This window comes from Candidatus Poriferisodalis sp. (genome assembly GCF_965214215.1).
GTDB lineage: Bacteria > Actinomycetota > Acidimicrobiia > Acidimicrobiales > Poriferisodalaceae > Poriferisodalis.
The window spans coordinates 947771-963415 of record NZ_CBDCBD010000003.1 but is presented as its reverse complement, the minus strand read 5'-3'; the positions used below and the strand labels follow the sequence as shown (position 1 = coordinate 963415).

Genomic DNA, 15645 nt, shown 5'->3' with positions numbered 1-15645 from the left:
CCCGGGCACTTGCCCACCGCGTACCCAGACTTGCGGGGGCGCGTTCTCGCCCTTCGTCGCGGCCACTTCGCTCCCGCCCCCCATTCGGCCTGTGCACCTGAGCCTGCGTGCGGCGCGGCACCTCGCCATCGGCGCGCAAGGGCTCGCCGCAACGCTCCCGGCGGGACGGCTCGATGCACGCCATCTGCGACGCGCCATGGGCCAGATGGGTCTGCTGCAGATCGACGCCGTCAGTGCCGTGGCGCGCTCGCACTTGCTGGTTCTGCGAGCGCGAATTGGCGGCACGCACGACGCCGTGCTCGCGTTGCTGGAGCGGGCGGCCTACGCCCGCGGGACGGCCGACCGGGAGCTGACCGAGTACTGGGGCCATGAGGCTTCGTTCGTTCAGGTGAGCGACTGGCCGCTGTATCGCTGGCATATGCGGCGCGGCGAACAAGGCGAGATGTGGAGCGGCTTTGCGCGCTTTGGGCGCGAAGAGCCACGCCGCATCGACGAAGCACTGGCATGGCTGGACAGCAATGGGCCGGCATCATCGGCGGAACTGGACGCAGCGCTGGGCTGGGGACCCGGTGTGCGAGGGCCGTGGGGCACGCGCAGCAACGCAAAGATGGCGCTGGCATGGCTGTTCTGGTGCGGTCAGGTGGGCGTGGCGGAGCGGGTCGGCTTCACTCGCCGTTACGACATGATCGAACGGGTGCTGCCCGACAATGTGTTGGCACGCGAAGTCGATGAGCCAGACGCTCACCGGGCGTTGCTGAGCCAAGCGGCCGACTGCCTCGGCATTGCCACCGCAGACGATCTGATCGACTACCACCGACTGCCAAAGCGCATTGCGCGGACACGCATTCATGAACTCGTCGAGGAGGGAACCCTGCTCGAAGCGACGGTCGACGGCTGGGACAGATCCGCCTACCTGCCTGCAGCGTTGAAGCGTGGCCGCAAGCGATCCCGGTCGGCGCTGCTCAGCCCGTTCGATCCGCTGGTGTGGTACCGCCCGCGTGCTGAGCGCCTCTTCGGGTTCCGCTACCGGATCGAGATCTACACGCCCAAGGCCAAGCGACAGTACGGCTACTTCGTGCTGCCGTTCCTGCACGACGATGCGCTGGTGGCGCGCCTCGATGTTCGATTCGACCGGGACCGCGGCGTCTTGGAGGTGCCGGCCTCTTGGGCGGAACCAGGGGCGTGGCCCAGCGGTGGCGAAGCAGAGACCAGAACTCTCGAGGCGTTGGCAGCCGAACTGCGCGCGCTGTCAGCATGGTGCGGCGGCGAGGGAGTGTCGGTGTCGTCTCGCGGCGATCTCGCTGACCGTCTCTGGCGAGCACTGGGCGGCGCTGATTGCTGATCCAGATCGCTATCGTTGCTGGTCTTGCATCGGCAGCGACTGCGGTCGCCGTGTCGGTGCGAGCAGACAGCAAATCAACTGGTCCCGTGGTGAAGTCTGGAGTTCACGCTGGCCTGTCAAGCCAGAGGTCGCGGGTTCAAATCCCGTCGGGACCGCGGTCGGGTAGCTCAGTTGGCAGAGCGCGCGCCTGAAAAGCGTGAGGTCACCGGATCGACGCCGGTCCCGACCACTCTGGTGCGAGTGCAAGGCTTCGCCGCACTCGCGACAATAGAAACGAGCGAAAGGGTTGCGCCCTCGCTCGCGACAATAGAAATCAAGGCTTCGCCGCACTCGCGACAACAGAAACGAGCGAAAGGGGCTTCGCCGCACTCGCGACAATAGAAGGGCGTTTAGCGGCGGGTGACTTGGTCGGTTCGGGCTGCTTTGGCTACTGCGGCGGCTACTGCGGGGACTACTGAGCGGTCGAAGGCTGTGGGGATGACCAGCTCGGGGCACAGATCGTCGCTCGACACGGCAGCCGCAATCGCGTCGGCAGCGGCGATCTTCATGTTCTCGGTGATGTCGGTGGCACCTGCGTCGAAGGCGCCCCGGAAGATGCCCGGGAATGCCAGCACGTTGTTGATCTGGTTGGGGTAGTCGCTGCGGCCAGTCGCCACGACGCCGGCGATATCGGCGATGTCGTCGGGCAGGATCTCGGGGTCGGGGTTCGCCATCGCGAACACGATCGGCCGCTCCGCCATGCTCGCCACATCGTCGCGGGTGACGAGCCCAGGGCCGCTCAGCCCCAAGAACACGTCTGCACCGGCCATCGCGTCGGCCACCGTGCCAGCTACACGCTCCGTGTTGGTGTTGGCGGCAAGCCATTCCTTGGCGTGGTTCAGGTCGGCGCGTCCGGGGTGAATGGTGCCCTTGCGGTCGCAGGCGATCACGTTGCCGATTCCAGCGCCGAGCAGGATCTTTGCGGTTGCCACGCCGGCGGCGCCAGCGCCCAGGATGACGCATTGCAGGTTCGCCAGCTCCTTGCCCACAATGCGCGCCGAATTGCGGAGTGCCGCCAGCGCAACGACAGCGGTGCCGTGCTGGTCGTCGTGGAACACGGGAATGTCGAGCGCGGCGCGCAGCGCTTCCTCGACCTCGAACGCGCCGGGCGCTGCAATGTCCTCGAGGTTGATGCCGCCGAAGGTCGGCGCGAGCCGGATGACCGTTTCGACGATCTCATCAGGCTTGGTGACGTCGAGGCAGATCGGGAAGGCGTCCACACCGGCGAACTCCTTGAAGAGCAGCGCCTTGCCTTCCATAACCGGCATCGCCGCCGCCGGACCGATGTCGCCGAGACCGAGCACGGCGGTGCCGTCGGACACGATGGCCACCGTGTTGCCCTTAATCGTCAAGTCGTGGGCGCGAGAGGGATCATCCACGATCGCCCGGCAGACACGGGCCACGCCTGGCGTGTAAGCCATGGACAGATCGTCCGCGTTGCGCAGCGGGATGCGGCTGACCGTCTCGAGCTTGCCGCCGTCGTGCAGCTCGAAGGTGCGGTCGAGTGCCGATATGACCGTGATGCCTTCGAGGCCGTTGACAGCTGTGCAGATCTCGGTGATGTGCTGCTCACTGGCTGCGTCGACCACGATGTGCTGGCGCAACGCCCCCTGTGTGATCGTGAACCCGTCGAGGCTCTGAATGTTGCCGCCGACATCGCCGATGGCGGTACACAGCCGGCCGAGCGTGCCCGGCTGGTGAGCCAGCTCAACTTCGAGCGTGGCGGAATAGGCGGCGGTGGGTCGGGACCCTGCGGTGGCAGTCATCGGCGCTCCTGCGCGTGTGCAGAACCGGCAGGGTATTGGTCTGGACTGCTGTTCTAGGCCTGATCAGGATCGAGGAGGTGGACGGCGCCGTCGCCACGCCGGATCTCGCCGATCTGGAATGCGTCGTGTCCTGCTGCACCGGCAATGTCGATCGCACTGTCCGCGTACGAGGGCGGCACCGCCACCACCATGCCGACGCCCAGGTTGAAGACGCGATCCATTTCGGACTGGGTCACCGGTCCGGTAGCGGCGATGTGGTCGAAGATCGCAGGCACCGGCCACGCACCGCGTCGCACGACCGCTTCTGCGTCGGGGCCCAGCATGCGTGCAAGGTTCGCCGCCAGTCCCCCGCCGGTGATGTGGGCAGCGCCGCGAGCGTCGCATTCGTCGAATATCGCCAGCACTGCGGGGGCATAGATCGCTGACGGCGCCAGCAGCTCGTCGCCCAGCGCGCGATCGGCACCCGGCCATGCCGGCACAGCAAGCCGCCCGGCGTCGAGCGAAGTGCCGCACAGGACGCGGCGGGCGAGGCTGTAGCCGTTGCATCGCAGCCCGCCGGACGCGAGTCCCACGAGCACCAAGGGCTCGCCCCCAACGGGGGCCGGCAGTCGTGCGCGCTCGACGACGCCGACGGCGAAGCCAGCGATGTCGACGTCGTCGGGAGCGAGCGCGTCAGGGTGTTCAGCCAGCTCACCGCCGACCAAGGCGCAGCCGGCAGTGCGGCACCCCGCGGCCAGGCCCTGCACGATCGCCTCCATCACGTCGGGATCGAGACGACCCGCGGTGATCTGGTCGTGAAACAGCAACGGTTCTGCGCCAAGCGTGACGATGTCATCGACGCACATGGCCACCACGTCGATCCCGATGGTGTCCCATCGGCCGAGCGCAGCGGCGACGAGCGGCTTGGTGCCGGCACCGTCATTCGCGCTCACCAGCACCGGTTCATCCATGCCCGCCGGCAGGGCAGTCACCGCCCCGAATGCCCCGATGTCGCTCAGCACCTCAGGTCGGAACGTGCTGCGAGCGTGCGGCGCCAGACGCCGCACCGCCTCGTCCCCCGCAGCGATGCTCACTCCGGCCGCTTCGTAGGTCAGCGGTGCGGCACCATCGGCCGTTATGGCCTGCTCGGGTGCATCCGAGGGCTCGGCAATCATCGGACTGCCGCCGTCGCACCGTCGCGATCGAAACTGGGCGCGTGGTCAGAATTTTCCGCAGGGCCATCTGTCATCGGATCGGTGCAGTTCGCAGGCATCATCGCACCGGTGTCATCCGGTCAGCGGCGCCGTGACGACCGCAGGCTGCACGCGGCCCGTGGCAATCAGCGAGCGAGGGGGCTCGTCGGTGTCGCTTCCGAACACCTCCGCACGTGCCCTCGCACCGATCTCGATTGGGTATTCACCCGTGAGACATGCATGGCAGAACCCGCCGCCGGGCACGCCAGTGGCCTCGACGAGCTGATCGAGGCTCAGGTACGCCAGCGAGTCGACTCCCAGGTAGTCCTCGATCTCGGCCAGATCACGGTTCGCGGCCAGCAGCTCGTCGGAGGTGCCGGTGTCCATGCCGTAGAAGCAGGGCCACCGGTAGGGCGGCGAGGAGATGCGCATGTGCACCTCCGTGGCGCCGGCACCGCGCAGCATCTCAATAATGGACCGAGTGGTCGTGCCGCGCACAATCGAGTCGTCGACCACCACGAGCCGGCGTCCGTTGATGTTGGGGCTGATCGGGTTCAGCTTCGTTCGCACACCTAACGACCGGACATGCTGGTTTGGCGCGATGAAGGTGCGTCCGATGTAGCGGTTCTTGACGAGTCCGTCGCCGTAGGCGATGCCGCTGGCACGTGCGTAGCCCTGTGCGGCAGGAATGCCCGATTCGGGAACGGGCATCACCAGATCTGCTGCGACCGGTGCATTGGTCGCCAGGTGCGCACCCATGCGCTGCCGGGCTGCGTGCACGTTCTGGCTGGCCAAGTTTGTGTCAGGACGCGAGAAGTACACGAATTCGAAGATGCACAGATGCGGTGCCAGCCCGCCGCCGGTTTCGGGTCTGCTGGCGAACGGCCACAGCGAACGGCAGCCCGCGGCGTCGATGATGATCATCTCGCCCGGCCGGATCTCGCGTTCGAAGGTCGCGCCCACCACCTCCAGCGCCGGGTTCTCCGAGGCCAGCACCCAGCCGCCCCGATGCGGGTCGACATTGGACGGATCGATCCCGGGCTCATCGACATTCAGGCGGCCCAGACACAGCGGCCAGATGCCGTGCGGGTCGCGGACCCCGATCAGGCGATCCCGGTCGGCGACCACGAACGTGAAACCGCCACGAAGGCTTGGCAGCACCGCTGCCAGTGCCTCGGTGACGGCCTCGCGCGGTCGCGTGCGAGTGATCTGCGGTGTGGCGCTGATGCGCTGGGCGACCAGCTCGGCGACGAGGTCGCTGTCACTGGTGACCACCCCGTCGAGCATCCCCGATGAGGCAGCAAGCTCGGCGGTGTTGGTGAGGTTCCCGTTGTGCCCGAGCGCGAATTCCGTGCCGTCGAGGCCCCGGTAGAACGGCTGCGCCGCGCGCCACGAGCTCGACCCGGTCGTCGAGTATCGGGTGTGCCCGATGGCCAGATTGCCCTCGAGCCCGGCCAGCACCCGGTCATCGAACGCACTGGCGACGAGGCCCATGTCCTTCACCACGGTGATGTGGGTGCCGTCGGACACCGCAATGCCGGCCGATTCCTGCCCGCGGTGCTGCAGCGCGTACAACCCGAGGTAACTCAGGTGGGCGACGGGACCGCCAGGCAGGTACACCCCGAAGACGCCGCAGGCCTCGCGCGGTTTGCACAGCTCCACACCTTCCTCCGGAGCCTGGCTCATGCCGCGGCCCCGCTGGCAGGTTGTGCGAACGATCCAGGCAAGGCGCCGCGCCAGCGGACGAGCGTCTCGTCGAGCGCGAGGTCGACATCGAGGCCCGTTTCGGAAGCCCGGCCGATCTGCACGCGCGATCCGCCGAACGATCCAAGGCGGCGGCATTCGACTCCCGCTGCGGATGCCGCACTCGCGAGACGGTCGACATCGTCAGCCCCAACGGCCGCGAGCACGCGGCCAGGTGGCTCGGCAAACAACGCTCGTGCCGCTGGCGCCGAGGTTCCAAGCGACGGCACCCGGGCGTGCACGCCCGTGCCGCCGTGACAGCACATCTCCGCGATTGCCACCGCGATGCCGCCATCGGAAACGTCGTGCGCGAAATGCACGAGGTTGTCCCGTACGGCGCCTGCAACGAATTGGGCAGTTGCGACGCTGGCGGCGAGGTGGAGCTGCGGCAAGGCTCCGTCGCGGCAGTGGCGGCGTTCCCATGCCCAACGGCTGCCGCCCAGCGGGACCGGGGGGCGCGCGACAGGATCAGCGCCATCGTGCGCCTGACCGGCGAGACCGGTCGGAGCCAGCACCACAAGCTCGGTCCCGGGCGCCACGGCGGCGGCGATCGGACGCCGGACGAGGTCGGGATGCACACCGACCATGCACACCACCGGAGTCGGACAGATGTCGATGCCGTTGGTCTCGTTGTACAGGCTGACATTGCCACCGACGACCGGTATTGCGAGCGCATCGCAGGCTTCGGACATCCCGTCGATCGCCTCCGACAGCTGCCACATGACTTCGGGATGGGTCGGATTGCCGAAGTTCAGGCAGTTGACGAGCGCGAGCGGGTCGGCGCCCACGCAGGCAAGGTTCAGTGCCGCTTCGATCACCACCATGGCGGTTCCCCTGCGGGGATCAGCGTCGCACCAGCGATGGTTGCCGTCGACCGAGATGCCCAGGCCCCGACCGGTGGGCGTGCCGTCGCGAGGGTTTCGCAATCGCAGCAGCGTGGCGTCGTGCCCGGGGCCGACGACCGTGTTCAGAAACAGCTGGTGGTCGTACTGCCGGTATACCCAGCTCGGGTCCGCGAGCATCGCCAGCAGATCCGCGGCGCAGTCGCCCGGAGCGCCAGCCGGCGAACTCTCTGCGACACGATGGGCTGCAGGATCGACGCGGCGGCGGACTGCGAGATCAGCAGGCGGACTCTGGGGGCGGTCATAGGACGGCGCGTCGTCGTGCAATGTGCTCGCAGGAACCTCTGCCAGGATTTCGCCCTCGGCACCGTCACGGACCCGCAGCATGCCGTCGCCGGTGACGCGCCCGACAACGGTCGCATTCACTTCCCAGCGCGCGCAGATCTCGAGCACCTGATCGACGTTGGCCGGCGCGACGATCGCCAGCATCCGTTCCTGGGACTCCGAGGTCATGATCTCGAAGGGCGCCATGCCGCGCTGACGCAAGGGCACCGCGGTGACGTCGACCTCCATGCCGGTACCGCCGCGTGAGGCGGTCTCGCTGGCCGCACACGTCAAGCCGGCGCCGCCGAGATCCTGAATACCGCTGACGAGTTGTGCTTCGAGCAGTTCCAGGCAGGCTTCGATGAGGCGCTTTTCTTCGAACGGATCGCCGACCTGAACGCTCGGGCGCTTGGTCGCATCGTCGTCAGCTTCCTCGAAGCCCGCCGACGCCAGCACGCTGACGCCGCCGATGCCGTCGCGGCCGGTGCTCGCGCCCATCAGCACGGCCGAGCTGCCCACGTCGGTCGCGCGGCCGAGGACCAAGCGTTCAGTTGGCATGATGCCCAAAGCGGCCACATTCACCAGCGGGTTGTCTCGGTACGTCTCGCATGACACGAATTCGCCTGCGACGGTCGGAACCCCGACGCTGTTGCCGTATCCGGAAATACCGCTGACGATTCCCTCAGCAATCCAGTTGCTGCGCGGCTCATTCAGCGGTCCGACACGCAAAGGATCGGCGAGGGCAATAGGACGTGCGCCCATCGTGAAGATGTCGCGCAAGATGCCGCCGACGCCTGTCGCGGCACCTTGATACGGCTCGATGGCGGAGGGGTGGTTATGGCTCTCGATGCGCACTGCTACGGCAATCCCGTCGCCGACATCGACAACGCCAGCGTTCTCGCCCGGACCGACGAGCACCCAGGGTGCCTCCGTTGGCAGCCGAGCGAGATGGCGACGCGACGACTTATACGAGCAATGCTCGGACCACATGACCGCATACATGGCGAGTTCGAGATGGTTCGGCTGCCGGTCCAATAGTTCGCAGATGCGTTCGTATTCGGAGTCTGTGAGACCCAAAGCCTCATGAATGCTTGCAGAACCAGAAGCAATTGCTGTCACATCGACCCGATTACATTGGATAAGACTGCACATCCTGCTATACAGACACCATGAGTGAACGAACAATGTCCGATGAACACAAGGCGGCGATTGCCGCCGGGCGCATTGAGGCCACGGCTGTGCGCGACTATCTCGAGGCGCTCGAGACCAACCGCCCGCGTCCGGGCCGTCGGCAGAGTGCGGAGTCGTTGAACGCCAAGAAGGACGCGGTCGACGCGCAGATGGCTGAGGCAAAGCCGATCAAGCGTTTGCTGCTCATGCAGGAGCGCCGCGACATCGAAGCCGCCATCGAGGAGATGCAGATCGAACCCGACATGGCCTCGGTCGAAGAGGGCTTTGTCACCCATGCCAGCAATTACGGGCGGCGCAAGGGCATCCAGTACGCCACGTGGCGCGAATTCGGGGTCCCGACAGACATGCTGGCCCGTGCGGGCATCACACGGGGCGGCTGACACTTCAGACCACCCAGCCGTCGGCACTTGAAATTTCGATCCACACGGCCGTCATTCCTCGTCAAGCCGTACGGCCATCGACGACTCGACGAGTGCTCGCTGCTGCTTCGAGCAGCGCTTCGAGCAGCCTGCAGCCGTCCGTTGATCCCAATAGTTCTGAGGTGGCCCGTTCGGGGTGGGGCATGAGACCCACCACATTGCCCATCTCATTGCAGATACCGGCGATGTCATCCAACGATCCGTTGGGATTGCCCACGTAGCGCATCACTACTTGGCCTTTCTCGCGCAAACGCTGCAACGTCAGGCGATCGCACACATAGTTCCCTTCGAAGTGGTTAATGGGGATGTGCAGCACCTCCGACGTTGACAGTCCATGTCCCAGAACATGATTGACCGACGCCATCACCACCTGCTGCGGCTGGCACAAAAACGAGAGCCCCGCATTAGGTCGTAATGCTCCGGGCAGCAGACCTGCCTCGGTCAGCACTTGGAACCCATTGCATATGCCGACGATGGGACCGCCAGCACTCGCAAATGACGCCACTGCGTCCATGATCGGCGAGAAACGGGCGATTGCTCCCGTTCGCAGGTAGTCGCCGTGAGCGAAACCGCCGGGGATGACGACAGCATCGACACTCCCGAGCGAGGTCTCGTCGCTGTGCAGCAGCACCGTTCTCGCCCCCAATTCAGTCAGCGCATCGAGTGTGTCGAGATCGCAGTTCGTGCCGGGAAACCGCACGATGCCGACCGTGACGCTCACCGACTGGGTTCCTGGGCTGCGGGTTCCGGCGTCATGGGTTCTTGCGTAGTGGCGCGCAGCTCGATGCGGGTGTCTTCGATCACCGGATTCGCCAGCAGGCGTTCGCACATCTGCTCGGTCACTGACCGGGCCTCAGCGGCGTCCGCCGCGGAGACCTCCATGCGGATGGCTTTGCCGACCCGCACCTCGCCGACGCCCGCAAATCCCAACGCTGCGAGGGCGCGTTCAATCGTGGTTCCCGCCGGATCGGCAATCTCAGCGCGCGGCGAGACTTCCACCAAGACATCCCAGCGGCTCATGGGGCAGTTGCTCCGCCCAGTACGCCCGATTGCGCCAGCCAGTCGTCGAACGACTCGCCGGTCAGCGTCTCGTATGCCTCGATGTACCGGGAACGGGTGGCGGCCACCACGTCGTCAGGCAGCGGCGGGGGCGGCGGCTCTTTATTCCAGCCGGTGGCTTCGGTGGCGTCACGCACCGGCTGCTTGTCAAGCGACGGCGGCGTTGCGCCCGGCTGCCAGTGATCCTTGGGCCAGAAGCGGGACGAATCGGGCGTGAGCCACTCGTCGGCAATGACCAGGGCACCGTCCACGTAGCCCAGCTCGAACTTGGTGTCGGCAATGATGATGCCCCGCTGCCAAGCATGCGCGGCCGCCGTGCTGTAGGCATCGACGCACACTTGGCGGGCGGCGGCGGCGGCTTCATCACCGACCAACTCTGCGGCTGCGGCAAAAGAGATGTTCACGTCGTGCCCATCGGTCGCCTTGGTGGACGGCGTGAAGACCGGTTCAGGCAGCTGCTGAGATTCGAGCAGCCCGGCCGGCAGTGGCTCGTCGTGCATGGTGCCGTGCTCGCGGTATTCCTTCCACGCCGAACCGGTGATGTACCCGCGCACGATGCACTCGATCGGCAGCATCTCTGCCCGGCGGACAAGGAGTGTCCGGCCGGCGAGTTCGGGTCGCCGCGCGGCGGCGGGGAAGTCGCCGGGGTCGGTCGAGACCACATGGGTCGGTGCAATGTTGCCGAGCCACCTCGACCACCACGCCGTCATGGCGGTCAGGACACGGCCCTTGTCGGGCACCGGTTCGTCGAACACTACGTCGAAGGCCGAGATGCGGTCGCTTGCGACCATCAGCAGATGTCTGTCGTCGACGCGATACATCTCGCGCACCTTGCCGCGGTGGACGAGTTCCAGCTCGCTCACGTTGCTCCTTTCATCGGGTCTCTCTTCGGATCGTGATCGCCGAAGCGCCATCTCGCCGCGTTCACAGCACCTCGCCCCCTTCATAGGCCACAGCCGGCCCGTATCGCTCGGCGAGCTTGCCTGCCGCAGCCACGAACTCGTCGACTTGATCGGTGGCACGACCGCTGAAGGAAGCATGGTCAGCGAGTGCTGATTCGATGTCACCGGCGCTGAGCGCCAGCACGGGGTCGGCCGCGAGCCGCTCCGCCAAGTCGTTCGTGGCGGCGTTGCCCTCCCGCAGCGACAGCACTGCGGCGGTCGCGTGCTCGGCAATTCGTTCGTGCGCCTGCTCGCGGCCCGTGCCAGCGGTGACAGCAGCCGCGAGCAGACGGGTCGTCGCAAGGAACGGCAGGTACTCGGCCAGCTCTGCCGCGATGCGTGCGGGGAAGGCGCCGAAGCCGTCCAGCACGCTGAATGCCGTCTCGAGTGCACCGTCGAGTGCGAAGAAGGCGTCGGGAAGCACTACCCGGCGCACTACCGAGCAGCTGACATCACCCTCGTTCCACTGATCGCCGGCCAATTGCGATGCCATCGTGAGATGTCCTCGCAGGATGACGGCGAGGCCGCTGATGCGCTCGCAGGACCGGGTATTCATCTTGTGCGGCATGGCCGACGAACCGACTTGGCCGGCCTTGAATCCCTCGGTCACCAGCTCGAGGCCGGCCATCAGGCGAACGTTGAGCGCCAGGTTGGCGAGCGGCGCGGCGGCGACGACAAGCGCGGCAACGACATCGAGGTCGAGCGAGCGTGGATAGACCTGCCCAGCCGACCCCAGCACGCGGCCGAATCCCAGCTCATCGGCGATCCGGCGTTCCAGGCGGTCGACCGCTGCGGGATCGCCGCCCAGCAGTTCCAGCAGGTCTTGCTGGGTGCCGACCGGTCCACGCAGCCCGCGTAGCGGGTAGCGGCCAGTCAGCTCTTCGAGGCGTTCGATGGCCACCATTGCCTCGGTGCCGATGGTGGCCCAGCGTTTGCCCAGCGTGGTCGCCTGCGCAGGCACGTTGTGGGAGCGGGCGGTCATCACCAGGTCACGGTGGGCAGCGGCCAGGGCGGCGACGCGCGTGATGAACGCCGCCATGCGCTCAGTGACCAGCTGCAAGGCTGAGCGCACCTGGCACTGCTCGACGTTCTCGGTGAGATCTCGCGAGGTCATGGCGCGGTGGATCTGCTCATGGCCGGCCAGCGCGCAGAACTCCTCGATGCGTGCCTTGACGTCGTGTCGGGTGATCCGCTCGCGTTCGGTGATGGAGTTCAGGTCGACCTGGTCGATCATCTCGCGATAGGCCTCCAACGCGCCATCGGGAACGTCGACGCCTGCGTCGCGCTGGGCTTCGAGCACCGCTATCCACAAACGGCGTTCGAGGATGATCTTGTGGCGTGGCGACCACAGCTCGGACATCTCAGCGGAGGCGTAGCGCGTCGCCAAGACGTTGGGGACGACGTCGGGGCTCATGTCAGCGTCACCGGGCACCCGCGGCGCGGAATTCCGCCAGACCCCGGGCGAGCTCCGAATCGGTCACCGCCAAGATCTCTACGACGAGCACCGCAGCATTCGCCGAGCCGTTCACCGCAACAGTCGCCACGGGGATGCCCTTGGGCATCTGCACCGTCGACAGCAGCGCGTCGAGCCCGTCGGCAAGGCCGCCGCTGAGCGGCACGCCGATCACCGGCAGTGTCGTGTGTGCGGCCACTACGCCCGCGAGGTGCGCTGCCATACCGGCGCCGCAGATGATCGCGGCAAAACCGGCATCGCGTGCTGTCGTCGCGAACGACATGACGGCTGCCGGCGTCCGGTGGGCGCTCATCACCTCGGTCACATGGTCGATGCCGAACCTGTCGAGCATCTCGGCGGCTGGCGCCATCTTTGGCGCATCGTTCGGCGAACCCATCAAGATGGCGACTTTCATTGCTGAGCTCCCCTGTCATGGATCGACGTGTGGTGCGAGTCTCGCCGTCCGGAGTCGGTGACGGGGAGATTTCCGCTGCCGCGCTCACAGCGCCGACCCATACCCGTAGGCACCCTCATCGGCCGAGCGCGGCAGTTGCTGCGGTCTCGGCCGCAGCGATGTCGGTGCGGTAGGTCATGCCGGGCCAATGAAGGTGCCCCACTGCTTGATAGGCACGTTCGCGGGCCGCCGCGACATCGGGGCCGCGGCCGCACACGTTCAGCACCCGGCCGCCGCCGGTTACCAAAGACCCAGCAGATCCAGCCTGACCGTCCGCGGTCCCGACACCCGCACAAAAGATCGTGACGCCGTCGACCTCACGCGCGCGCTCGAGGCCAGATATGACGTCGCCGGTGCGCGGTGCAGCCGGATAGCCCTCCGCAGCACAGACGACGCACACCATGGCGTCGTCGGAGACGATGACCTCGTCGCTCAGCTCGCCCGCTGCCGCACCGGCCAGCAGCAACGCGAGGTCGTTGGTGATGCGCGGCAGCGTGACCTGTGCCTCGGGGTCGCCGAAGCGCACGTTGAACTCCAGCAGGCGGGGTCCGTCGGGCGTCAGCATGAATCCGGCGTAGAGCACGCCGCGGTAGTCGACGCCCCGACGGGCCAGCTCGGCCAGCGTCGGTTCGAACGCCAACGCACCCAGTTCGGCGCAGACGGCCCGGTCGACATCAGCCAACGGCGAGACGCAGCCCATGCCGCCCGTATTCGGCCCCGTGTCGCCGTCACCGACGCGCTTGTGGTCACGCACGGCTGTGGGCAGCAGTACCGCTCGGCGACCGTCACAGAGCGCAAACAGCGACACTTCGGGGCCTCGCATCCCTTCTTCGATGACGATGCGGCGACCGGCGTCCCCGAATGCCGTGCCGTCGAGCTTGGCATCGATGTCGGAATGGGCTGATGCCACGTCGTCGGTGACCAGTACGCCCTTGCCGGCGGCGAGTCCGCTCGTCTTGATGACATACGGCGGTGCCAGTGTCTCGAGGTAGGCGTGTGCTGCTTGGCGCTGCGCCGGTTCGCTGGCGAAGGTGGCATAGCCCGCCGTGGGCACACCCGCAGCGCTGACGACTTCTTTCATCCACGCCTTGGAGCTTTCGAGCGCGGCGCCATCTGCGCCCGGTCCGAACACGAGGCGGCCCGCCGCCCGCAGGCGATCTGCCAAGCCATCAGCCAAGGGACCCTCAGGTCCGATGACATACAGGTCGGCGTCGATCTCAGTGGCGGGGGCGGGAGTGCTGCCAGCTATGCCGGGGTTCCCGGGGGTGACAACGACATCGGCTGTGGCGGCCAGGGCACTCGCAAACGCGTGCTCGCGCCCACCCTGGCCAACCACGCAGACCCTCATCAGCGCTCCCCGACTCAGGCCGCGAAGCGGATGTACTGCTCGCGGCCTGGACCGACGCAGACGTAGCGAATCGGCAGACCAAGCTGGCGTTCGAGGAAGACGATGTAGTCGAGGGCCTGACGGGGAAGCTGCCACCGTTCGGTGACCTTGTCGAGCGGCATTCTCCAGCCAGGCAGCGTTGCGTAGACCGGCACGGCCCTGTCATGCAGCGCACGCAAGTGCGGCAGGTAGTCGTAACGGCGGCCGTCCACCTCATAGGCCACGCACACCTTGATCGTGTCGAGCTCGTCGAGCACGTCGAGCTTGGTGAGCGCGACTTCCGTGCACGCATTCAGGCGCACCGCTTGACGGCCCATGACCGCGTCGAACCAGCCGCAGCGGCGCGGCCGGTTGGTATTGGTGCCGAACTCTGCGCCGCGATCGCGCAGATGTTCGCCGGTCTCGTCGTCGAGCTCGGTCACAAAGGGGCCAGAACCCACCCGGGTGGTGTACGCCTTCGCGATGCCGATGACCTGGTCGATCGCGCCAGGTCCGATGCCCGAGCCGACGAGCGCGAACCCTGCCACCGGGTTGGAGGAAGTCACAAAGGGATAGGTGCCGTGGTCGAGGTCGAGGAAGGTGGCCTGGGCGCCCTCGAACAGCACTCGCTCGCCCGCATGCAACGCCTCGTGCAGCCAGCCGACGGTGTCAGCCACCAACGGCGCCAGCTGCGGTGCTACCTCGTCGAGCAGCTCGGTGGCGAGCATGTCTGGATCGGTGCCTGGGTGGTCGAAGACGCGACGCAGGTAGTCGTTACGGTCGTCGAGGACGGAGTGCAGCCGCTCGCGCAGCTTCACTGGATCCAGCAGGTCCTCGATGCGCAGACCGACTCGGGCCGCCTTGTCGGCATAGGCAGGCCCGATGCCTCGTTTGGTGGTGCCCAAACCTGCCTGGCCTCGCCGCTCTTCCACCAGTTCGTCGGTGAGCTGGTGGTACGGCAGCACCAGGTGTGCCGCTGGACTGAGCATGAGGCGACTGCAGTCGACACCTCGCCGGGTCAGCATGTCGATCTCGTCGATCAGCACCCACGGGTTCACCACCACGCCGTTGCCGATGATCGGCGTGACGTGGTTGTACAGGACACCGCTGGGAATGAGCTGGAGCTTGAAAGTCTCGCCGTCGACAACAAGCGTGTGTCCTGCGTTGTGGCCGCCCTGGTAGCGGACGACGTGCTGGCAGTCCTTTGCGACGATGTCGACGATGCGGCCCTTGCCCTCATCGCCCCATTGCATTCCTACGACGATTGAGCCCGGCATGATTCAGCCCATCGCCAGCCAGCAAGGCGCTGTCGTCGTCACCAAATCAGTCTAGGGACAGACCCCTCCGGGACCGCCGGAACTTAGGCTGATCCGGCCAGTCGGCAGGCCATTCAGCAAGCCTCCGACAGCGACGGAAGGTCGCCGGCTGCGGTGGGCGCACTGATTGCGAGGATCGACGTCATGATTCATGACTATTACTATATCACTAAACTTGATGGTTATACACTCAAGTTTGTCGCCGCATCGGCGTTGGG

General features: G+C 66.6%; 13 protein-coding genes and 2 tRNA genes. 4 read left to right on the top strand and 11 right to left on the bottom strand.

Annotated features, from left to right (window positions below):
• Positions 1 to 91 precede the first annotated feature (91 nt).
• The 3 genes from ACOOF5_RS06635 (at position 92) to ACOOF5_RS06625 (ending at position 1571) form a co-directional block, all read left to right on the top strand.
• Positions 92 to 1342, top strand: coding sequence for a winged helix-turn-helix domain-containing protein (locus ACOOF5_RS06635; RefSeq protein ID WP_420437734.1), 1251 nt, complete (start codon positions 92 to 94; stop codon positions 1340 to 1342).
• 80 nt (positions 1343 to 1422) lie between these two features.
• A tRNA-Asp gene (locus ACOOF5_RS06630) sits at positions 1423 to 1497 on the top strand.
• 1 nt (position 1498) lies between these two features.
• Positions 1499 to 1571, top strand: a tRNA-Phe gene (locus ACOOF5_RS06625).
• A 160-nt stretch (positions 1572 to 1731) separates the two neighbouring features.
• Here ACOOF5_RS06625 and ACOOF5_RS06620 read toward each other — a convergent pair.
• The 4 genes from ACOOF5_RS06620 to purL form a co-directional block, all read right to left on the bottom strand.
• On the bottom strand, positions 1732 to 3147 hold the full coding sequence (locus ACOOF5_RS06620; RefSeq protein WP_420437733.1) for an NAD-dependent malic enzyme: 1416 nt from the start codon (positions 3145 to 3147) through the stop codon (positions 1732 to 1734).
• A 53-nt stretch (positions 3148 to 3200) separates the two neighbouring features.
• Complete coding sequence (gene purM / locus ACOOF5_RS06615; RefSeq protein ID WP_420437732.1) at positions 3201 to 4301, bottom strand: phosphoribosylformylglycinamidine cyclo-ligase; 1101 nt, start codon at positions 4299 to 4301, stop codon at positions 3201 to 3203.
• Positions 4302 to 4412: 111 nt separating this feature from the next.
• A complete protein-coding gene (purF, locus tag ACOOF5_RS06610) occupies positions 4413 to 6005 on the bottom strand; it encodes an amidophosphoribosyltransferase (protein ID WP_420437731.1) in 1593 nt (530 codons plus the stop codon).
• Complete coding sequence (purL, locus tag ACOOF5_RS06605) at positions 6002 to 8380, bottom strand: phosphoribosylformylglycinamidine synthase subunit PurL (RefSeq protein WP_420437730.1); 2379 nt, start codon at positions 8378 to 8380, stop codon at positions 6002 to 6004. Before purL ends, purF begins: the two co-directional genes overlap by 4 nt.
• Before the next feature lie 17 nt (positions 8381 to 8397).
• Here purL and ACOOF5_RS06600 point away from each other — a divergent pair, with 17 nt between their 5' ends.
• A complete protein-coding gene (locus ACOOF5_RS06600; RefSeq protein ID WP_420437729.1) occupies positions 8398 to 8799 on the top strand; it encodes a hypothetical protein in 402 nt (133 codons plus the stop codon).
• Positions 8800 to 8860: 61 nt separating this feature from the next.
• Here the strand turns inward: ACOOF5_RS06600 and purQ are convergent, their stop codons facing one another.
• The 7 genes from purQ to ACOOF5_RS06565 all read right to left on the bottom strand — a co-directional run bounded on the left by purQ (position 8861) and on the right by ACOOF5_RS06565 (position 15388).
• Positions 8861 to 9559 carry a phosphoribosylformylglycinamidine synthase subunit PurQ gene (purQ, locus tag ACOOF5_RS06595; RefSeq protein ID WP_420437728.1) on the bottom strand — a complete coding sequence of 233 codons (699 nt, stop codon included), beginning with the start codon at positions 9557 to 9559 and terminating at the stop codon, positions 8861 to 8863.
• Entirely contained in the window at positions 9556 to 9858 is a 303-nt protein-coding gene (gene purS / locus ACOOF5_RS06590; RefSeq protein ID WP_420437727.1) for a phosphoribosylformylglycinamidine synthase subunit PurS, read from the bottom strand. Before purS ends, purQ begins: the two co-directional genes overlap by 4 nt.
• Entirely contained in the window at positions 9855 to 10760 is a 906-nt protein-coding gene (locus tag ACOOF5_RS06585; protein ID WP_420437726.1) for a phosphoribosylaminoimidazolesuccinocarboxamide synthase, read from the bottom strand. Before ACOOF5_RS06585 ends, purS begins: the two co-directional genes overlap by 4 nt.
• 61 nt (positions 10761 to 10821) lie before the next feature.
• Positions 10822 to 12252 (bottom strand): adenylosuccinate lyase, encoded by a 1431-nt coding sequence (gene purB / locus ACOOF5_RS06580; RefSeq protein WP_420437725.1) that lies wholly within the window; start codon positions 12250 to 12252, stop codon positions 10822 to 10824.
• A gap of 7 nt (positions 12253 to 12259) precedes the next feature.
• Positions 12260 to 12706, bottom strand: a complete 447-nt coding sequence (gene purE, locus ACOOF5_RS06575; RefSeq protein WP_420437724.1) for a 5-(carboxyamino)imidazole ribonucleotide mutase — start codon at positions 12704 to 12706, stop codon at positions 12260 to 12262.
• Positions 12707 to 12821: 115 nt separating this feature from the next.
• On the bottom strand, positions 12822 to 14081 hold the full coding sequence (gene purD, locus ACOOF5_RS06570) for a phosphoribosylamine--glycine ligase (RefSeq protein ID WP_420437723.1): 1260 nt from the start codon (positions 14079 to 14081) through the stop codon (positions 12822 to 12824).
• Positions 14082 to 14107: 26 nt separating this feature from the next.
• A complete protein-coding gene (locus ACOOF5_RS06565) occupies positions 14108 to 15388 on the bottom strand; it encodes an adenylosuccinate synthase (RefSeq protein WP_420437722.1) in 1281 nt (426 codons plus the stop codon).
• Positions 15389 to 15645 lie beyond the last annotated feature (257 nt).